We start from the raw sequence: 20,266 nt of genomic DNA, 5'->3' as shown, positions 1-20,266 counted from the left end.
ACGGCGCTCAGCCATACCGGCGCAGTTCGTGGAAGAAGTCCTCGATGACGTGCAGTCCGCCGGCGTCGGACACTCTCTCGTGGACGAAGGCCCCGACCGCGAGGTCGAGAACGCCGAGCCCGAACGGGGAGAAGATCAACGGCCGGCCTGCCGGCGGGCTGACCCGGCCGGACAGCACGTCGTCGAGGGTGCCGAGCAGGAAGTCCCGGCTGCCGGTGCGCTGCTCCACCAGATGCGGCGACGTGTTGGCCTTGAGGCAGTGGTCCACGTCGTCGACGATGTTCGCCGACGCCAGCAGGACTTCCGGGGCCAGATCGCGCAAGGACACGTGCAGGACGAGCGGATTGTGCGAGAACCACGAGGGATCGTGCACGTGCGGTTCGCCGGCGATGGTCGCGAAGACCACCAGGTCGCTGCCGCGGATCAGGCCCTCGGCGGTGTCGTGGACGCTGATCTCGCCTGCGAAGCCGGACTGCTCCAGGTAGCCGCGGAATCCGGCGGCGCTGTCCGGGTGCAGGTCGTGCACGTTGATCTCGTCGAACTCCCAGCCGGTCCCGGCGAGGAAGGTGTGGATGTAGCGGGCGATCAGGCCGACGCCGAAGAACCCGACGCGCCGGGGACGCTGCCGGGTCCGGCTGAGCCAGTCCGCGGCGAGCGCGGCGGAGGCGGCCGTCCTGGTCGCGCTGATGATGGAGCTTTCCAGGCAGGCGAACGGATATCCGGTCGCGAGATCGTTCAGGATCAGCACCGCAGAGGCCCTCGGGATCCCGGCGGCGACGTTGCCCGGGAAGCTGGAGATCCACTTCAGGCCCGCGACGTTGGTCTTCCCGCCGAGCGAGGCGGGCAGGGCGATGATCCGGTCGGCCGGACGGTCGGGGAAGCGCAGGAAATAGGAGGGCGGGTTCACCGAATCGCCGGAGCCGTGCACCCGGTAGGCGGTCTCGACGAGGTCGACGACCTCGCGTTCGCGCCCGGACAGCGCCTGCTGGACCTGGGCGCCGGAGATCACCGCGAACGGCGGCACGGCGACCGGGCCCGCCGAAGCGGATTCGGCGGTGAAGGATTGCGTGGTCACTGGTTTTTCCCCTCGGAAGCGAGCGAGCAGTCGGAAAGCCGCACCGGGTCGGCCAGTCCGACGAGCACCTCGCGCGGGCCCTCGTAGGCGTCCCGGCTGTGCGCGGTGCGGACGTTGTCGACCAGCAGCAGGTCTCCCGCCTGCCACGGTTCTCCGGCGGTGTGTTCCTCGTACACCTCGTTGAGCAATCGCACGACGTCCTCGCCGATCGGGTCGCCGTTGCCGAAGCGCGTGTTGAACGGAAGGCCGTCGGCCCCGTAGATGTCGACCAGGTACTCGTGCACCTCGGGGGCCATCGTCCACTCGTTGAGGAAGGCGATCTGGTTGAACCAGCACGGCTGGCCGGTGACCGGATGCCCGACGATCGCGTCGCGGCGCTGCCGGGTGCGCAGGCCGCCGTCGGGCTGCCATTCGAACTCGATCCGGTTGGCGCGGCAGTACTGCTCGATCGCGGAGCGGTCCTCGGTGCCGAACGCTTCGGCGACCGAGGCCCCGATCTCGTCGTTGAAGCTGCGGGTGAGCAGCCAGCCGTCGCGTTCGAACCGCGCGCGCAGGTCCGCGGGCAGCGAGGCCAGCACGGCGGTGGAATCGCTGACCCCGGTGACCCCGCCCGAGGACGGCGGGCTGACGCAGGCGAAGAGCATCAGTCCCGGGAATTCCAGGGTGTAGCTGAGTTCGTGGTGCATGCACATCGGCTGGTTCGGCGGCCATTCGGTCGAGGAGTGCGCCCCGCCGGGGTAGGCGGTGCGCGGCGCGAACGCCTCCCGCTCGGTCATCAGCAGGTCGGTCAGCCGCCCGAACACGGCCGCGACCGCGGTCTGTTCGGCCAGCCCGAGACCTCGGACGAGCACCGCGCCGTATTCGGCGACGAGTCTTCGCACGGTCTCCCGGTGCGTGCTCGCCCATCCGGCCGGGTCGCCGCCTGCCTCGGCCCGCAGCACCGCGGGCAGCCCGGGACAGAAATCCGGCTCGGGCGGGGAAGTCTTCGGCAGGAATTTGGACAACGACATCGTGGAATCCCTTCGATTTCCGCGGTTCGGGAGGTTCAGGAGTTTCCGGAGGCAGCGGACCGGCTGTCGATCAGCGCGGCCAGGTCGGCGAGCACGGGGTGCTTGGCGACGTCCTTGATCGAGACCGCGCGGTCGAGCGCGATCGCCAGCTTCACCGCGGACAGCGACGTGCCGCCCCGGTCGAAGAAGTGGTCCCGGCGGCCGACCTGGCCCGCCCGGATGCCGAGCACGTCCGCCCAGGCCCCGGCCAGCCGCTCTTCGGTGCCGGTGGCCGGTGCGTCGTAGTCCTCGTCGACGGCGTCGAGTTCGGCGGCCAGCGCGGCGAGGTTCTTCTTGTCGATTTTCCCGTTGGCGGTCAACGGCAGCCGCTCGCGCCAATGGAATGCCGAGGGCAGCATGTACTCCGGCAGCGCCGCGGCGAGGTGCTCGCGCATCTGCTCGTGGTCGAGCTGTTCCCGGCTCGAATAAAACGCGACCAGCCGTTTGCCCTGTCCGCCGCGGTCGGCCACGACCACCGCGCCGTCGCGTACTCCGGGCACCCGCAGCAGCGTGTTCTCGATTTCGCCGATCTCGATCCGGAAACCGCGGATCTTGACCTGCGAATCGCGCCTGCCGAGGAATTCCAGCTTGCCCTCGGGCAGCCAGCGGCCGTGGTCGCCGCTGCGGTAGAGCCGGGCGTCCGGGCGATGCGGGTCGGTGGTGAACGCCCGCGCGGTGCGCTCCGGGTCGTTGACGTACCCGCGGCCGACGCACACCCCGGAGAACACGATCTCCCCGGGCGCGCCGAGCGGGACCGGGTCGAGCCGCTCGTCGACCACGTACACGCGCACGTTCTGCACCGGCGGCCCGAGCGGCACTCGCTCCCGCGCCGGCGCGCGGTCCATCACCTCGTGGTTGGTGTCGTCCGAGGTTTCGGTGAGGCCGTAGGCGTTGACCAGCTTGATGTCCGGCATCGTGGCGAACCAGCGCTGTGCCAGCTCGGTTTTGAGCGCTTCGCCGGTCACCGACACGCAGCGCAGATCCGGCAGCGCGACCGGGTTCTTGTCCACAGCGGACAGAACGACCTCGAGGTAGGACGGCACGACCTGCAGCACCGAAACCCCGCCGCTGCCGAGCCGGTCCACGAAGCGGTCGGCGTCCAGGATCACGTCCTGTTCGATCAGCAGCGTGGTCCCGCCGACCAGCAGCGCGGAGACCAGCTGCCACAGGGAGATGTCGAAGCACTGCGGCGCGACCTGCGCCACCACCGACTCCTCGGTGATGCCGAGGTCGTTGATCTTGGCGTAGAGATGGTTGACCATCCCGGCGTGCTCGCACATCGCGCCCTTCGGCTCGCCGGTGGAGCCCGAGGTGAAGTAGATGTAGGCGAGCTGGCCGGATTCGACGGCGACGCCGAGATCGTCTTCGGAATGGTCCTCCTCGTACGCGGCGTCCACGAACAGCGTGCGCACGCCGGGCAGCGATTCGACCGCCTTGCGCAGGGTCGTCGTGCTGCCGGGTTCGGTCAGCACCAGTTCGCAGTCGGCCCGGCGCAGCGTGGTCGCGATGCGGTCGGCCGGGAAATGCGGCTCGATCGGCAGGTAGACACCGCCCGCCTTGAACACGGCGAGCACGGCGGCCATCCAGTCCAGATTGCGTTCGGTGACCACCGCGACGACGCCCTCGCGGCGCAGCCCGCGCGCGACCAGCGCCCTCGCCAGGCGGTTGGCGCGCCCGTTGAGCTCCCGGTACGTCCACCGCCGGTCGCCGTGCACCGCGGCGATCGCGTCCGGATTCCGGGCGGCGTTGCGCTGGAACAGTTCGTGGCACCGCAGGTCCGGCACCTCGACGTGCGGCCCGGCGAGCCCTTCCAGTTGCAGCTTGAGCTCCGCCGCCGACAGCAGGGTCGTTTCCTGGTGCGGTGCGGTGCTGTCGGTGCGGATCAGGCTGAGCGCGCTCAGGTGGTAGCCGAGGATGCGTTCGGCCGCTTCGGAATCCAGCACCTCGGTGCGGAAGCGCAACCGGAGCGTCTCCAGATCCGGCGAAACGTCCAGCCGCAGCACGATGTCCCCGGCGAGGTCCCCGTCGGCGCCGGTCGGGTCGAAGACCGTTTCGAACGGCGGCGCGATGATGCCGAGTTCGGCACGCAGTTCGTCGACCGGGAAGTCCCGGAAGGCGAGGGTCTGCGCGTCGATCGCCGCGGCGTGCTCGATCAGCTCGCGCCAGGTGCCGGATTCGGTGCTGAGCCGGCAGGGCAGCGGCGTCCCGCCCGGCTCGGCGACGTAGCCGGTGCACACCTCGGTCTCGCCCGACAGCGCGGCGAGGACCTTGGCGTGCGCGGCGAGCAGCACTGAGCTCAGCGGCACGCGCAGCTGCTCGGCCAGCAGCCGCAGCGCGGCCGCGAGCCCCCGGGGGACCGGCGTTTCGTGGTCGCCGATCGCGGATCCGGCCGCCAGCGTCCAGCGCGGGACGCTGGTGCGGCCGCCGGCGGTGAGTACTTCGCGCCAATGCTCGCGAACCGCTCCCAGTCCGGTTCTCATGGGTCGTCCTTCCCGTGATTGTCGGTGATCCGTCACGATCTCGCCGCCAGCTGACGGCGGCCCGCCCCGATCTCGTGCGCGGGGTTCCCGCCCCAGTGCGCGCGATCCGGGACCTCAGTGCCCTTCATGAGGAAGGAATCGGGGGCGAGCGTCGAGCCGTCGCCCATCGTCACGCCGTAATGCACCAGCGCGCCGATGCCGACCGTGCACCCGCTGCCGATGGAGATGCGGTCCATCTTGAAACCGCCGTCCTCCTGCGAGTGGCACTGGACGACGGAGCCGACGTTGAGCGTGACGTCGTCTCCTATGCGCACCAGCGTTTTCTCGATGATGCCCGCGCCGTCGTCGAACAGGCGCTTGCCGACCTTGATGCCCAGCAGCCGCCACAGCACGCTCTTGAACGGGGTCCCGTCGAGCACGCGCAGGTGGGCGTTCGTCGCCGCGGCTTTCCAGAACCGTTCCTGCCGCCAGAACCGCCGGTCGTAGATCGAGCACGACAGCGGGCGCAGCGGCCGGATCAGCACGGTGATCCGTTCCAGGGCGACGAAGAAGACCGTGCCGTACAGCAGGAAGGCCAGCGTGTCGATCGCGAACAGCGGGGCGCCGATCACGCCGTAGTAGACGTCCGAGGCCCAGGTCATCAGCAGCAGGCCGTAGAAGAACAGCCAGTGGGACAAGGCGTACAGCAGCATGCCCCCGACGTTGTGCAACGTCTTGGCGGCCAGCCTGCGCCGGAATTCCTCCGGGGTCTTCGGATGGTCGAACTGGCTGTCGCGCTCCACCGAGCGCGGGATCTCGAAGCTGGGGGAGCCGAGCAGCCCGACGCCCTCGCGCACCGGGCCGTCGAGCGGCACCAGGACCTTCGTGGCGAGCAGGCAGTTGTCCCCGGTCTTGGCGCCGGCGGGGTAGACGACGTGGTTGCCGAGGAAGTTCCGCGCCCCGACGCGCACCCGGGAAAGCCGGAAGGAGGTGTTGGTGTACTCGGCGTTGACCACCGAGAGCCCGTCGGCGACCATCGTGCCCGCGCCGGCCTCGAACAGGTACGGGTTCTCGAATTTCTCCTCGAGCCCGAAGTTGGACCCGGTCTGTTCCTTCTTGGAGACCTTGCAGCCCAGCAAGCGCAGGAAGTACACGATGGCCGAACTGTCGCCGAAAAGAGTCTTGAAGAACCGCAGATTCGTGAGCGCGCGGACGGCGCGGTGCGCGGTGTAGCGCAGGGTGTAGAGGCGGTAGACCTCGCCGGGTTTGAGCGCCAGGTTCAGCAGCCGCGGGACCAGGGTGACGATCAGGAAGCCGGTCAGCCGCAGGCCGAAGTACAGGATGAAGGAGACGACGAGCGCCTTCCAGTAGAACTTCGGGTAGGTGAAGTCCATGACGGCCGAGCCGAGCCCCATCGCCGGGCTGAGGTTCGGCAGCGTGTTCAGCACGAAGCCGAGCAGGCCGAGCACCAGCGGAGCCATCAGGAAGACCGCGGTCAGCGCCTGGCGCACGGCGAAAAACGCCCGCCGGACGCTTCCGCAGGCCCGCGGCTCGACCCGCCGGTAGAGCACGTCGGCGGGGACGGCGGGCACGCCGTGCCAGCTCTGCCCTTCCGGGATCGCCTGCCCGGCGTGCAGCGACGAGGCGTGCCCGAGCTGGGCGTTGTCGCCGATCCTGGTCTCGATGTCGATGACGGCCATCTCGCCGACGTAGGCGTGCGCGCCGATCGCGACCGGCCCGGTCTGGATGAGCCCGTTCTGCGCGCGGTAGGTGGTGAAGTAGGTGTCCTTGCAGATCACCGTGCCGTCCCCGACGGAGAGCAGATCGGTGCACACCGGGACGTAGCGGGAGAAAATCGTGACGCCCTTGCCGATCTTCGCGCCGAGCGCGCGCAGGTACAGCGAGTAGAGCGGGGAACCGGCGAAGAGCGGGACCAGCAGGTTCCGCTGGACGAGCGTCTTGACCACCCAGAACCGCACGTACCCGAGGGACCACACGCGGATCTCCCTCGGCTTCCAGCGGCCGACGAGGATCCATTTGAGCGCGATCGGAAGGGTGCACAGGACGACCAGCACCATGGCGCCGAACCCGACCGCGCGCAGGTAGTAGTCGAGCAGCCCGGTCCCGGCCACGATCCAGTCGGTTCCCAGACCGAGCACCTGGGCCACGAGCCAGGAATAGGCAAGGAAAATCACCAACTGCAGGAAACCGCAGCCGAAGTATTCGAGCCTGCTCGCCCGCTTCGGCGGCTCGGCGGGCGCGGGAGCGGGTGCTTCGGCCGGGACTTCCGCTGGCTCGGCCAGCGCCGACACGAGACTGGCGATGGTCGGATTCCGGTAAATGTCCTTGATGGAGACGGAGGGAAGATCGGCACGCTTGCGCACTCGCGCGCAGAATTGTGCCAGCACGAGCGAGTTGGCCCCGAGATCGGCGAAGAAGTTGCTGTCGGCCGACACGTTTTCCTGCCCGGTGACATCGGCCATCACCTGGGCGAATGCTTCTTCGGTGTCGGGTGCCGGACCGGGGCGGGCGGTCGGGTACTCGGTGAGATCCATATGCCTAATCATCGGTGGATGTAACGCCGACGTAACCTACGGACGTCGGTGTTGACAATTTCGTGACCTGTTCGATGCGCGTCGCGGCTGACAAATACGGCACGACCGAAGATTGAGGTCTAGACCACGCGAACGGGTATTTATCTGGCAAAGAGGACTTAGGCCGCGAATACCCTTTATTTTTCAACAGCTAGTGGCAGCTGTCGACGGATCCGGGAGGGTCCGGCGAAGGGTTCCGGTGAAGTCTGATCGTCGTCGTGCGTTTACCGCAAACCGATCCTCCGCACGGGCGATGTTACCAGGATTTCCCTTCTTTCGGGGTGCGGATTCCCCGGTTGGCGCACGTGGAACTGCTCCGCTGGGGTGAAATCCGTGGCACAACGAGTGGCGCGAAGTCGCTGTGCGCAGGGGGTGTCCGGCCTCGCCTTGACGGCCGCGGGGCGGCCGTCAAGGTTCCTTGGTCCTCGAATTCGGGGACATTGCGCATCAGGTCGGAATATGCAAGTGCTGTCTCACGGGATTGATGGCACTTTCGAGGGAATTGCCGTTTCGTGCCCCGGGTTTCTGCCGCCAGGGTGAGGCGTGCGGCAGACGGCGGGCGTGATTGCGCTGTTCGGCCGGATCGGTACTGCTCCGGTGCGGTTCTTGTCGTGCGTGCGTCGGTTATTGCCGGGTTGCGCAGGAAGCTCGCACGGACGCCTTCTCGGGCGAAAACGGCCGAGGGCGGCTTTCGCGCCCAGTCGCGGAGGTGAAGCGAAGCGCCGGACCAGTGACGGGAATTATGTCTCTTCGCGCGGCTTTCCAGCGGTATTGAAACATTTTCGTGTTGTCCGGATTTCCCGGATCGCGCCCCGGGTGCGGGGAGGCAAGGACGCCCGCTCCGGTTCGTCCCGGGATTCCCGCGAGGTCCGATGCCCGCTCCGCTGCCCGGACAGGAGCTCCCCGGCCCGGTCGCCGCCGAGGGCGGCATCTCGCCGGGCCGCGGTGGCGGGCGCCGCCGTCTTCGCGTGAGACGGCTCCACAACGAAGCCGCCGGTGAACGCGGAGGAATCGCGCTCACCGGCGGCGGCGTGCGTCAGCGGGCCGCCCCGGCCGGCGACCGCGGTTGGTCAGCCGAGGCCGGTGCGGTCAGGCGAACCGTGGGCCGCTGCGCGACACCGGCCCAATGGCATCCAAAGTGGACGTTTGGGGTCTCCGGGCTCCGCCGGCGGGCAGGGATCTACCACTGTCCGAAGTGGACAGTCTCGGATTCCGGCTTCCGGCGGCGGGTGCTCGGGGACGCTCCGGCGGAGATCTTGGCGTCGGCGTCGTGGCCGATGGCGATCGCGCCGATGGGTTCGTGGGTGTCGGGCACGCCGAATTCGGCGCGCAGCCGGTCGAAATCCTCCGCGCCGATGCCGAAGTACACCGCGCCGAGCCCTTCGTCGACCACGGTCTGCAGGATCAGCAGGACGGCCATCCCGGTGTCGATGTACCAGAACGGGACCGGCCAATGGTCCTCGCTGCGGTCGGTCCAGCCCTTGTCCGGCTGGGCGTAGCGGTCGAGGTAAACGTCCTTCACCGAGAACGGGATCACGATCACCGGCGCGGCTTTGGCGTCGTCGTCCAGCGTCCAGGATTGGAGGGTGTCGGCGAATCGTCGCACGTCGTCGCCCTGGAGCACCAGGAAGGCCTGGCCTTGCGAGAATCCGGCGGACGGCCCGCGCAGCGCGTTGCGCATGATCCGGCGGATGCTGTCCTCGGCCACGGGTTCGCCGGTGAACTTGCGCACCATCCGCCTGCGCCGCACGACTTCCTGGAACTCCATCGTCGCCCCCTGGGAGAGTTTTCCGGCAACTGTATCGGACTTCTCCCGCTCTCGGCCCGATCTCATGGCGATTTCGGTGGCCGGCCAGCTGGTGCGGCGGCATTGGCGGCGCGTTCGACCTCGGCGGTGCGATTCGCCCTCGGCGCGGCCCGCCGGTGCTTCCGTGCGGATCACCGCCGCCCGGGTCCGCTCCGGCGACCTGCGCCCGTACTGCTCGATGACTGCGGAAGAGCGATGCGGGATCGCCCGGCGTCCTCGACGGCTCCGTCGAATCCGGCAAGGTGTTCGACGCGACCGCCGATCTGGCGGGCGTGCCGGACGGGTGCCGGGACAGGGGTCAGCGACGGAGCCGGAAACTGCTCGTCCGCTCCCGGCAAGCCGGAAAAGACCGCCCGGCCGGAGGCATTCGCCTGCGGCCGGGCGGTGTTTTCTTCGTGCGCGGAGGACGGTGTTCCGGACGCCTGCGCCGGAACTCCGGCGGGGGAGCGAACGCCTCGTCCGGCTTTTCCCGAAATGATCGATCCGGAACCCGTCGGGGCCGGACGCTTATTTCCCGGCGCGCTTTTTCGCGGTGCGCTTGCGGGGTTTCGCCTCCGGCTTCTGGCTTTCCTCGTAGGCGGCGATCACTTCGCGCGGGATGCGGCCGCGTTCGGCGATGGCCCAGTTGTTGTCGAGGGCCCACGTGCGGATCGCCTTGGAGCGCTCGCGTTCCTCGGCGGTCGGCGCGGCCGTGGCCCGCACGGTCGTCTTGCGTCCGCCGGTGCGGCGGGCGGCGGCGATGAACGTCGCGAGCTCGTCGCGCAGGGCGGCGGCGTTTTCGTCGGACAGGTCGATTTCGTACTGGACGCCGTCGAGTCCGAAGGGGACGGTCTGCCCGGCTTCGGACCCGTCGAGGTCGTCGATCATCTCGACGAGGACTTTCTGTGCCATCGCGGCGGCTCCTCCTGGAAACGGGACGTGGTCACCGCAGACCATAACAGGAGTCCACTGTGGCTGGTCGCCGGAGACAATGCGCGGCGGGCCGCGGGGGAGGACCGGCCGCGCGGAAGCGGCAAGGCTCAGGAAGTTTTCTGCTCCGGCACTGGATCGGTCAATGCGCCGAAGCGGTGGCCCATCCGGTCGCGTTTCGTGCGGAGGTAACGCAGGTTCTGCGGAGTTTCGGCCGCGCGCAGTGCGACCCGCTCGACGATCCGGAGTCCGTATTCGCCGAGTCCGCGGTATTTCTCCGGGTTGTTGGTGATCAGCCGCACTCGCCGGACGCCGAGACGGTCGAGGATCCGCGCCCCGGAATCATAGGAGCGGGAATCCGCGGGAAGACCCTGTGCGAGATTGGCGTCGACCGTGTCGAGGCCGGATTCCTGGAGCGCATAAGCCTGGATCTTGTGCGCCAGCCCGATCCCGCGGCCCTCGTGGCCGCGCAGGTAAACGATCACCCCGCAACCCTCGTCGGCCACCGCGCGCATCGCTTGTTCGAGCTGGGCGCCGCAGTCGCAGCGCAACGAACCGAGGATGTCGCCGGTCAGGCATTCGCTGTGCACCCGCGCCAGCGCGCCGCGCTCGGAGCGACCGGCGGCGGCGACGTCGCCCATGACGAGGGCGAGGTGTTCGGCTCCGTCCACTTGCGACCGGTACGCGACAGCACGGAAATCGCCGAATGCGGTCGGCATCGCCGCGGTCGCGACCGGTTCGACCAGCCGCTCGGCCCGGCGGCGATACCGGACCAGGTCGGCGATCGCGACGACCGGCAGCTCGTGGTCCGCGGCGAACTCCCGCACGGCCTCGTCGCGCAGCATTTCGCCGTCCGGGCCGATCAGCTCGCTGATGACAGCGACCGGTTCGCGACCAGCCATCTGCAGCAGATCGACGGCGGCCTCGGTGTGCCCGGCGCGGACGAGCACGCCGCCTTCTCGCGCGCGCAACGGGAAGATGTGACCTGGACGGCGAAGCTTCTCAGGCGTCGTGACCGGATCGGCTAGCGCGCGGCAAGTGAGCGTGCGGGCCGTCGCGGACACTCCGGTCCCTGCGTCGTTGTGATCCACAGAGACGGTGAACGCGGTGCCGTGCGCGTCCTTGTTCTGCGCCACCATCGGCGGGAGCGCGAGTGCGTCGGCGCGTTCCCCGGTCATCGGTGCGCACACGATTCCGGTGGTGTGCGCGACGAGAAAGGCCATCTGGCCGGCAGTGACGCTGTCGGCCGGGAGCACGAGATCGGCCTCGTTCTCCCGGTCGTGATCGTCGACGACCACGATCATCCGGCCTTCCTCGAGCGCGAACACGGCCGCGCGCACGCTGTCCGCGGCATCCAGCATGGCGAACCTCCCTGAGTCCCGAAGCCACTCATAGTTACTAGCCAATAATCATTGCCGTGAGCTGAACTGGTCTTACCTGTCTCCATATGTTATCGGTCAATAACATCGGGCGGAAGAGGCGCCAGCCGTGTCAGCGCGAGAAGCTGACGGGTCACCTGGTCGGCGAGGTCGAGGTCAGACATCAGCGCGAACGTGACGGTCGCGTCCGGCGCCATATCCGGTGAAAGCCATCGCGACACTCAACGCGGTGAGCGCGACGAGCGCGCCGGACCAGCTCCCCGTGGCGTCGTGGAGAATGCCGAGCAACAGCGGCCCGGCCGCCGCGACCAGGTAACCGATCGACTGCGCCATCCCCGCCAGGGCAGTGGCCTCGCTCGGGCCTGTCGCGCGCTGGCTCTGAAAACTGAGCGCCAGCACGAGACAGACCCCAGTGCCCAGCCCGAGCAGCGTGCACCCGACGATCGCGATTCCGGGCAGCACCAGGAGAACCGCGAACCCGGCCGCCATGACCGCCGACGCCGCGGCCGCCGGATAACGCTGATCGGCCCGGCCCCGGGTGAGCAGCGGCAGCACCATGCCGGTGGCCAGCGCGACGAGCTGGCAGCAGAACAGCATCCAGCCGGCCGCCGCGGTGCTCATGCCCTGCCCGCTGAGGATGCTGGGCAGCCACGCGACCGCGGTGTAGAAGGCGAGTGATTGCAGGCCCATGAACAGGGAAACCTGCCATGCCAGCCACGACCGCCATGGCGTCGGCGCGTGCGAGCCGCCCGTCCGCGCACCGGCGTCCGGGCCCGAACCGCGCAACCTCGGCAACCATCCGGCCAGTGCGGCCAACGCGACGACCGCACCCCAAGCCAGCGCGGAATGCCAGCCTCCCGGCAAAATCCCCGCCAAGGGAACGGAGATCCCGGACGACACCGCCGCGACGACACCCATCACCGTGACGTAAAGCGCGCTGACAGTGTGGATCCGCGATGCTGGTACGTGAGCGCGAATCACCGTCGGCAGCAAGACATTCCCGACCGCGATCGCCGCAGCCAGCAAGACCGTGCCGGCGAACAAACAGGCAGTCGACGGCAGCGACCGAACCACTGTGCCCACTGTCAGCATTGCCAGGGAAAGCACGAGCAACCGCGTAGAACCGACCCGATGCGAGACGCGCCCGACAACCGGCGATGTCACCGCGAACATCAGCAACGGCACCGTATTCAGCACGCCGCCGGCCCACGCGGGCAGCCCGGTGTCCTGCTCGATGGCGGGCAGCAGCGTGCCGACGCCAGTCAGCGTCGCCCGCAGATTGGCCGCCACCAGGAGAATCGCGAGCAACAACCCAACGGACCGCTCAGGTCTGGCGACCGCTCTCTTCGCGACGGCCGGCGCCTCAACTTCGGCCGTCACTTCTCCCGCTCCGTCCCGGCCTCGGTCAGCTTCACGATTTCGGCCGCGCAGTAACGTGCCCCGACCTCGTCCTGGGCAGCGATCGCCTCGACCAGCTGCCGGTGCAGCCGGGTGTGCTCGTCGGCCGTCGCGCCGGGCCAGAGAGTGTCGCCGATCTGCTCGGCAACGGAGGCGCTGAGGACGTCGTACACCTCGGTGAGCAGCGAATTCCTCCCCGCGTTCACGACGGCCTGGTGAAAACGGACATCCGCCTCGGCGGCCGTCCCGGTGTCGTCTCGCTGCCCGGCCTCGTCGAGCAGATTCCGCAGGTTGGCGAGATCGTCGTCGCTGCGGCGGACCGCGGCCAGCCCCGAGGCGTACTCCTCCAGCACGGCCCGCAGTTCCAGCACGTCGCTCCGCCGCGAGGAATTCGCCCGCCGCATCAAGACGGACTGCATCTCGCTGGACGCGCGGACGTACGTCCCGTCGCCCCGCCGAGCCTCCAGCAGACCGAGATGCACCAGCGCGCCGAGCGCCTCCCGCACTGTGGTTCGCCCGACGCCAAGCTGCTGGACCAGGTCGTTCTCCGCCGGAATCCGCATCCCGACCGGCCATTCCCCGGACGCGATCTGCTCCCGCAAGGTGTCCACGAGCTGCGCGGCAAGACTGGCGACCCGGCGGGGTGCCCGAAGATCGTTCATAAGGCGACCCTAACACCGAATGTCAGACATCTGAATGTGACCAGAGTCGCCGCCTGGTGCTCGCCTGCCCGCCGTCCGTGAAGGCCGCCTTCACGGACTCAGATTCCCTCAAGGGCCCTTCGCGGACCACCGGCTCCGCCGGGATGCGCCCCAATGTGGCGTTGGGGCGCTAGCCCCGCCCACTCGCGCACCGCAGCCGACGCACCCACCCATCGAGGCACTCCACACCGCCCCCGGCCCCGAACCGTCAGCACAATGAACCTTCGGGGGTGGGGCCCAACCCCGGGCGCAATGTCGCCCGCCATGGCGACGAGCCGCCCGAGATCAGGCAGCCCCAGCCGAAGCCTCAAACACCGCCAGCCGGCACAAGCAACGCATTAACCGCCGCGGTGCGGATCGTCGAGGCCACGCTCTCGACATCCAGCCCGCTATTGAACTGCGGCACAGAATTGATCATCGAGAACACCGCATGCGTAAGCACCCGGTTCTGCGCATCAGACAAATCAGGGCGAAGCCGCTCCACCAGCGCACTCCACTCCTCGGCATACAACCGCATCATCCGCCGCATCCGATGCCGCTCCTCCTCCGGAACGTTGTGCTCATTCTTCAAGAACACCAACGTGGACGGCACATTCTGCAGACTCCGCGTGACGTGGTAGTCGATCATCGCCTCGAGCGCCTTGCGCGGATCAGTCACCTCCGCCGCGGTCTCGCGCGCATTGGCGAGCAAATCTTTCAGCGGATCCTCGAGCACGGCGATCAGCAACGCCTGCTTGCTGGGAAAGTGCCGGTACAGCGCAGGCCCGGTCACGCCGGCCCGAGCACCGATCATCTCGGTGGTGACCGCGTCGAAAGCGCGCTCGTGGAACAACTCGCCGGCGACCTTGATCAACGTCTGCCTGCGCGACGAACGCGGCGACGCGGCGCGAGATGGGCTCGTCATGGCACGATTCTAGGTGAGAGGCCGATAACGAGCCGTCGCGTACTCGGCCAGCAAGTCCGCGACCGCGCTGAGACAGGCAAACCCCAGGTCGGAGGACATTCCGCGCGGATCGCCGAGCACGCCGTTCGGCGCGACCGCCTTGACGCCCCCGGTTAATACCCGGTCCAGCAGGGCATCGTTCATCGGCTCACCGAGGCCGGCGGCGGCAAGACCAGGCCGCACCGCCTCCGGCCGAAGTGCGAGCATGATCGAGCTTTCGGCAACATCGGCGTGCCCGCCGACCTGGCCGGCCAGGCCGGCGACGGCAGTGCGCCAGGCATCGAGCACCGCGGCGGAGTCCCAGAACGCGACCACATCCAGCTCGTCAGCCAGGCCTGCGGGGAGCTTCGCCTCGATCTCGCTCAGCAGCGGATAGTTCCCGATGTGGGCCGAGAAGATCAAGACCCGTCGAAACCCATGCAGGGCAAGGCTTTCGCAACAGTCGAAGCAGACAGCTTCCAGCGTTTCGGGCCGCACCGACAGCGTCCCGGAGAAGCCGAGATGATGCGCGGAGCAGCCAAGACGCACAGCCGGCAGAACGAGCGCATCTCCGAGCCGTTCCGCCACGAGCGTCCCCAGCCGATCGGCATGGTCGCTGTCGACCGACAACGGCAGGTGTGCCCCGTGCTGCTCCGTAGCCCCCAGCGGCAGGATCGCGGTCCGCATGCCGCTCGCCAGCGCGTCGGCGATCTCCGGCGAAGTCAGGTGCTCGATCCGCAACTCGCTCATGCGTTCCACCAGCCAAAGTTAGCGGTAAGTAACATGTTTCCTCCCGGAAGGGCTATTGACCACGGGTTAGCTCCGTCTTATGTTATCGAGCAATAACATCGGCTGGAAGGGGCGATCATGGACTTCATCCTCATGTCGGAGGGGGACACCCCGGTCGGGCTCACCCACGAGCACCGCTACCGGGAGCTGGTCGAGGAGGTGCTGCTCGCCGAGCAGGTCGGCTTCGACGCGTTCGGCAGTTCCGAACAGCACGTCGCCATCGGCACGGCGACGGTCTCGGCGCCGGAGGTGCTCTACCCGTACCTGATGGCGCTCACGAGCAGGATCCGCTTCATCCACCTCGTCACGCTGCTGCCGACGCGGATGAACCACGCGCTGCGCGTCGCGGAACGGATCGCGACCGAGGACATCCTTTCGAACGGCCGGATCGAACTCGGCACCGGACGCGGCAACACGACGCTGGCGCTGCGGGCCTTCGAGGTGGACCCGACGGAGAACAAATCCCAGTGGCGCGAAGGGATCGAGCTGATCCGCCGGGCGTTCCTCGACGATCCGTTCTCCTTCGTGGGCGAGCACTACAAGGTCCCGCCGCGCAGCCTGGTGCCGAAGCCGCTGCAGGCGCCGTACCCGCCGATCTCGGTCGCCGCGGGCAGTCCGAGTTCGGTCGAAACCGCGGCCGCGATGGGCATCGGCGCGATCATGGGCGGCTTCTACCTCGGCTACGACCTCGTGGAGAACATGCTGAAGCTCTACGACGAGACCCTCGCCGCCGCCACGCACCCGTACCCGATCACGCCGCGCAAGATGGTGCTGGTCAGCGGCGGTATGCACTGCGCCGAAACGACCGCGCTGGCCCGCGAACAGGCCCGGCCGCTGTTCGAGATGTCCAAGCTCTCCACCGACGCGTACGGGCGGCTGGCCAAGCTTTCCCAGGACTACGCCTACCTGGGCGCGATCGACGACGTCGATTTCAGCGACGAGGAATACCTGTTCGAGCGGTCGCAGGGCTTCCTCGTCGGCGACCCGGAGCATTGCGTCGAGCACGTCCAGCGGTACGCGGACATGGGTGTGGAATCGCTGGTGTTGCGAGTGGACAGTCTGCCGCACGACCAGCTGATGCGTTCGATCGAGCTGTTCGGCAAGTACGTGATCCCGCGGTTCAAGCACCCGCGCAACGTGGTGCGCCCGGCCGGCGACGTGCTGGCCGACATCCGCGCCGCGCGTCCGGCGCACGAGGAAGCGCTGCGCCGGTTCCAGTCCGGGAACCTGACCGCGGAGGCAGTCCGATGAGCGACCTTTACCAGCACGGCACCGGAAACGTGCTCGTCGAGCGTCCGGCCGAGGGCGTCCTGCTGATCACCCTCAACCGGCCCGAGCGGTACAACTCGCTGCTGATGCCGATGTTCGAGGAGCTGAGCGAGATCTGGGCCGACGTGGAGCGCGACGACGAGACCCGGGTCGTCGTGGTGACCGGGGCGGGCAAGGCGTTTTGCACCGGAATGGACGTGCGCGAACCCGATCCGACGCCGGAAGCGGCGCTCGCGATGCTGGAATCCGAGCGCCGCCGGATTTCGACGATGCTGCGGATCGAAAAGCCGGTCATTTCCGCGATCAACGGCCCGGCGGTCGGCTACGGTCTGTCGACGGCATTGCTCGCGGACATCAGCATCGCCGCCGAGGACGCCGTGCTGATCGAAGGCCACACCAAGGTCGGCGTGACCGCGGGCGACCACGCCGCGTTGATCTGGCCGCTGCTGGTCGGGATGGCCAAGACGAAGTATTACGTGCTGACCTCGGAAAAGCTGACCGGTGCGGAGGCCGAGCGGATCGGGCTCGTCAGCTTGGCCGTGTCTCGCGAGCAGGTGCTGCCGCGTGCGTTGGAGGTCGCCGCTCAGCTCGCGCGAGGCTCGCAGCAGGCGCTCCGGTTCACGAAACGCGCGCTCAACATGTGGCTCACGAATGCGTTGCCTCAGCATGAATTGTCCAGTGCGCTGGAAATTCTCGACTTCGCCGGAGCGGACTATCGGGAAGCGCGCCAAGCGTTCCGGGAGAAGCGTGCGCCGGTCTTTCCTTCCGCTTCCGGCGTACCGGCGACATGACCACGGCCGCGCTGGGCGCCGTCCAGGTGTCCGCGGAAACGGACGGCGCGGTGGTCTTGACCCTGAGCCGTCCGCCGGCGAACGCGCTCAGCAACTCGCTGATCAGCAGGCTGACCGCGACCCTGGAAGACCTGGCGCAGGGTCCCGCGGTCGTCCTGACCGGTGCGGGCGACCGGTTCTTCTGCGCGGGCGGCGACCTCAAGGAAGCGGCCGGCTACGACGCCGAGTCGATGGCCGAGCGGATGACGTCGTTTCACGCGCTGCTCTGCGCACTGGAGAAATTTCCCCGGCCGCTGGTGTGCGCGGTGAACGGCTGGTGCGTCGGCGGCGGGATCGAAATGGCGTTGTTCTCCGATTTCGTTTACGCGTCCTCGCGAGCGCGGTTCGTTTTCCCCGAGGTCGACCACGGGATGTTGCCTGCGGGCAAAGGGATCGCCCGGGTCCGCGAGGCGGTGGGCGATCGTGGCGCCCGGCGGTTGCTGCTGGGCGGAAAACCGGTCGGCGCGTCGGAGGCGAAAGCGTTGGGCATCGTCGACGAAGTGGTTGAGCCGGGAGAGTTGCTGGAGGCCGCTTCGGCACAGGCGCGAGCGGCGGCGGCGAAACCGCCCGCGGTGTTCGCGGCCTTGAAACTGGCTCTCCTTCAGGAAACCGCCGGATGGCCGGACGAGAAGCAGCTGCGGGTCACGGCCGCCGGCGCGCGAACAGTTTTCGACGACCCCGCCGCACGAGCTGCCCGGGAGGCATGGAATGGCTGACGTATCGCACGATCTGGACCCGGCCGTTTTCCGGTCGGCGCTGTCTCGTTTCCCGTCCGGCGTCACGATCGTGACGACCCGGGGCGAGGACGGCACGCTGCACGGATTCACCGCGAGTTCCTTCGCGTCGCTGTCGCTCGATCCGCCGCTGGTGCTCGTGTGCCTCGACCGGGGCGCGACGTGTTTCCCGGTTTTCATGGCGGCCGAGCGGTTCGTCGTGAACGTGGTGACCCCTTCGCACGCCGAGCTGGCGACGCGGTTCGCGACGAAAGGCGAGAACAAGTTCGCGTACGGGAGCTTCGAGTTCGACGAACAGGGCCATCCGCTCCTGCCGGACGCGGCGGCGGTTCTCCGTTGCGAACTGGCGCAGGCCGTGCCCGGCGGGGATCACGTGATCCTCATCGGGCGCGTGCGCGACGCGCGGGCCGGCGACGGCAAACCCGTGATGTGGTACCGAGGTGACTTCCTCCACCTCGGCGAGCGTGCCGCGTGAACGCCGCCGGACGCGGGCTCGCGGCGGGAAGAGAGGGTGGGTCATGGAACTGACCGAGTTCGAACCGGAGCGGACGCTGCCGGGTCTGCTGCTCGACCGCGCTCGCCGAGAGCCAGACGCCGTCGCGCTGCGGTATTCGCGCGGCGGGACGGTGCGGGCGATCACCTGGCGGACGTACCTGGACCGGGTGCGCGAACTCGCGTTCGGCCTGGTCGCGCGGGGGGTCCGGCCCGGCGATCGGGTCGCGGTGATGAGCAGCGCGCGTCCGGAATGGGTGTTCGCCGCGCTGGCGGTGCAGAGCGTCGGCGGGGTCGTGCTCGGGGTGTACCCGACCAACTCGCCCGCCGAGATCGAGCAGCTCCTGGTGCACAGCGAGGCGGTCGCGTTCCTCGGCGAGACGGAAACGGAGCTCGCCAAGGTCGCGAACATCGCCGGGAACGCCCCGGACCTGCGGCTCGTCGCCGGAATCGACGCGGCCCCGCCGGAGCTGCCGGCGGGGATCACCGGCGTGAGCTGGGACGACCTGCGTACGGCCGGAGACCCCGACGCGTTGGCCGAGCTGATCGCCGCCACGACGCTCGACGATCCGGCTGCCCTCTTCTACACCTCCGGCTCCACCGGGGCGCCCAAGGGCGTGACCCATTCCCACCGCACGCTCCAGCACGCGGTCCAGAGCGTCATCGGCCTTTACCCGGAGAGCCGGACCACGCGGCACGACGTCGTCGGGTTCCTCCCGCTGGCGCACGTCGCTCCCGCGCTGCTGCTCGTCTTCACCCCGCTGCACACGCGCTTGGTCGTGACCTTCTGCCGCATCGAGGACTACGGCGAGGTGCTGCGCGCGGTACGCCCGACGGCGGTGCTGTGGCCGCCCCGGTTCTACGAGAAGCTCGCCGCCGAGCTGATCGCCCTCGCTGAATCCTGGACGGGAATCCGCCGCCTCGCGTACCGGGCCGCGATGCGGATCGGTCGCCGGATGGCCGAGCGGCGGTGGTCCGGCCGTCGTGCGCCGGTGCCGCTGCGGATCGCTTACGCCGCCGCGGTCCGGGCGGTGTTCGTTCCGCTGCGGGCGAGTCTCGGCATGGACCGGCTGCGCGTCGCGTGGACGGCTTCGGCCGCCATGCCGGAGAGCGTCGTGGCGCTGTGGCAGATCTGGGGTCTCGACCTGCGCGAGAACTACGGGCTCACCGAGACCGGCGGGTGCCCGATCGGGCAGTTCGGGCAGCCGTTCCCGCGTCCGGGGCGGATCGGCCGGGAGTTCGCGGACCCGCGCTACCAGGTGAAACTCGCCGACGACCGGGAGATGCTGATCCGCGCGCCGCTGCTGTTCAGCGGGTACTGGCGGAATCCTTCGGAAACCGCGGCGGTCTTCGCCGACGGCTGGTTCCGCACCGGCGACCTGATGGAGCGGACCGCCGACGGGGACATCCGGCTGATCGGGCGGAAGAAGGACGTGCTCATCACCCGGGGCGGCAAGACGGTCGATCCGCAGCCGATCGAGATCCGGTTGAAGGAAAGTGTGCTGATCGACGAAGCGATCGTGGTCGGCGACGGGCGGAAGTACCTGACCGTCCTGATCGAACCGAGCGCGGCCGCGGACGCGGGGCTGGCCGGGCGGTTGCGGGCCGAGCTGGAGCGGGTCAACGCGGATCTCGCGCGGGTGGAGCAGCTGAAGGATTTCCGGGTGCTGCCGCGGCCGTTGGAGGCTTCGCGGGGCGAGCGGACGGCGAACGGGAAGGTCAAGCGCGCGGCGGTGGTGCGGTCGTTCTCGGGGTTGATCGAACAGATGTACGGCGCGGACGACGACGCGGCGATCGCGGATCACGTGCGGAGGCCGCGGTAAGGGAGTCGCAGCGGGGCGTGGTCCCGCTGCGACTCA

The 20,266-nt window shown here is 68.7% G+C and carries 16 protein-coding genes; 5 read left to right on the top strand and 11 right to left on the bottom strand.

The features are described 5' to 3' along the window. Positions 1-7: 7 nt before the first annotated feature. The 11 genes from sbnB to L3Q65_RS19055 form a co-directional block, all read right to left on the bottom strand. Entirely contained in the window at positions 8-1,075 is a 1,068-nt protein-coding gene (gene sbnB / locus L3Q65_RS19105) for a 2,3-diaminopropionate biosynthesis protein SbnB (protein ID WP_237600453.1), read from the bottom strand. Next, positions 1,072-2,085, bottom strand: coding sequence for a TauD/TfdA family dioxygenase (locus tag L3Q65_RS19100; RefSeq protein ID WP_182893170.1), 1,014 nt, complete (start codon positions 2,083-2,085; stop codon positions 1,072-1,074). Before L3Q65_RS19100 ends, sbnB begins: the two co-directional genes overlap by 4 nt. A gap of 35 nt (positions 2,086-2,120) precedes the next feature. Further along, positions 2,121-4,604, bottom strand: coding sequence for an amino acid adenylation domain-containing protein (locus L3Q65_RS19095; protein ID WP_237600452.1), 2,484 nt, complete (start codon positions 4,602-4,604; stop codon positions 2,121-2,123). Positions 4,605-4,636: 32 nt separating this feature from the next. Further along, a complete protein-coding gene (locus L3Q65_RS19090; protein ID WP_237600451.1) occupies positions 4,637-7,138 on the bottom strand; it encodes a Pls/PosA family non-ribosomal peptide synthetase in 2,502 nt (833 codons plus the stop codon). Between the two features lie 1,219 nt (positions 7,139-8,357). Further along, complete coding sequence (locus L3Q65_RS19085; protein ID WP_182893167.1) at positions 8,358-8,945, bottom strand: nitroreductase family protein; 588 nt, start codon at positions 8,943-8,945, stop codon at positions 8,358-8,360. A gap of 546 nt (positions 8,946-9,491) precedes the next feature. Continuing rightward, positions 9,492-9,875 carry an Lsr2 family protein gene (locus L3Q65_RS19080; protein ID WP_182893166.1) on the bottom strand — a complete coding sequence of 128 codons (384 nt, stop codon included), beginning with the start codon at positions 9,873-9,875 and terminating at the stop codon, positions 9,492-9,494. A gap of 128 nt (positions 9,876-10,003) precedes the next feature. Continuing rightward, positions 10,004-11,254 (bottom strand): bifunctional 3,4-dihydroxy-2-butanone-4-phosphate synthase/GTP cyclohydrolase II, encoded by a 1,251-nt coding sequence (locus L3Q65_RS19075; RefSeq protein WP_237600450.1) that lies wholly within the window; start codon positions 11,252-11,254, stop codon positions 10,004-10,006. Positions 11,255-11,428: 174 nt separating this feature from the next. Further along, a complete protein-coding gene (locus L3Q65_RS19070) occupies positions 11,429-12,652 on the bottom strand; it encodes an MFS transporter (RefSeq protein ID WP_237600449.1) in 1,224 nt (407 codons plus the stop codon). Further along, on the bottom strand, positions 12,649-13,332 hold the full coding sequence (locus L3Q65_RS19065; protein WP_237600448.1) for a FadR/GntR family transcriptional regulator: 684 nt from the start codon (positions 13,330-13,332) through the stop codon (positions 12,649-12,651). The genes L3Q65_RS19070 and L3Q65_RS19065 overlap by 4 nt, the downstream gene beginning before the upstream one ends. Before the next feature lie 346 nt (positions 13,333-13,678). Then, the gene (locus tag L3Q65_RS19060; RefSeq protein WP_182893161.1) at positions 13,679-14,275 is read right to left on the bottom strand and encodes a TetR/AcrR family transcriptional regulator; all 597 of its coding nucleotides are present in this window, start codon (positions 14,273-14,275) and stop codon (positions 13,679-13,681) included. A gap of 9 nt (positions 14,276-14,284) precedes the next feature. Beyond that, positions 14,285-15,043 (bottom strand): creatininase family protein, encoded by a 759-nt coding sequence (locus L3Q65_RS19055; protein ID WP_182893160.1) that lies wholly within the window; start codon positions 15,041-15,043, stop codon positions 14,285-14,287. 117 nt (positions 15,044-15,160) lie between these two features. Here L3Q65_RS19055 and L3Q65_RS19050 point away from each other — a divergent pair, with 117 nt between their 5' ends. Genes L3Q65_RS19050 through L3Q65_RS19030 form a run of 5 tightly spaced genes read left to right on the top strand, consistent with a single transcriptional unit; the run spans position 15,161 to position 20,230 of the window. Further along, a complete protein-coding gene (locus L3Q65_RS19050) occupies positions 15,161-16,333 on the top strand; it encodes an LLM class flavin-dependent oxidoreductase (protein WP_182893159.1) in 1,173 nt (390 codons plus the stop codon). Further along, entirely contained in the window at positions 16,330-17,142 is an 813-nt protein-coding gene (locus tag L3Q65_RS19045; RefSeq protein WP_237600447.1) for an enoyl-CoA hydratase/isomerase family protein, read from the top strand. Before L3Q65_RS19050 ends, L3Q65_RS19045 begins: the two co-directional genes overlap by 4 nt. Further along, positions 17,139-17,897 carry an enoyl-CoA hydratase/isomerase family protein gene (locus L3Q65_RS19040; RefSeq protein WP_237600446.1) on the top strand — a complete coding sequence of 253 codons (759 nt, stop codon included), beginning with the start codon at positions 17,139-17,141 and terminating at the stop codon, positions 17,895-17,897. The genes L3Q65_RS19045 and L3Q65_RS19040 overlap by 4 nt, the downstream gene beginning before the upstream one ends. After that, positions 17,890-18,390: a flavin reductase family protein gene (locus L3Q65_RS19035; protein ID WP_237600445.1), complete on the top strand. Its 501-nt coding sequence runs from the start codon at positions 17,890-17,892 to the stop codon at positions 18,388-18,390. Before L3Q65_RS19040 ends, L3Q65_RS19035 begins: the two co-directional genes overlap by 8 nt. Positions 18,391-18,433: 43 nt before the next feature. Continuing rightward, positions 18,434-20,230: a long-chain fatty acid--CoA ligase gene (locus L3Q65_RS19030; RefSeq protein WP_237600444.1), complete on the top strand. Its 1,797-nt coding sequence runs from the start codon at positions 18,434-18,436 to the stop codon at positions 20,228-20,230. Positions 20,231-20,266 lie beyond the last annotated feature (36 nt).

It is taken from the genome of Amycolatopsis sp. FU40, from assembly GCF_021903635.1.
GTDB classification, from domain to species: domain Bacteria; phylum Actinomycetota; class Actinomycetes; order Mycobacteriales; family Pseudonocardiaceae; genus Amycolatopsis; species Amycolatopsis dendrobii.
Note: the sequence above shows the minus strand (reverse complement) of the source record. Positions and strands in the feature narration are given on the sequence as shown.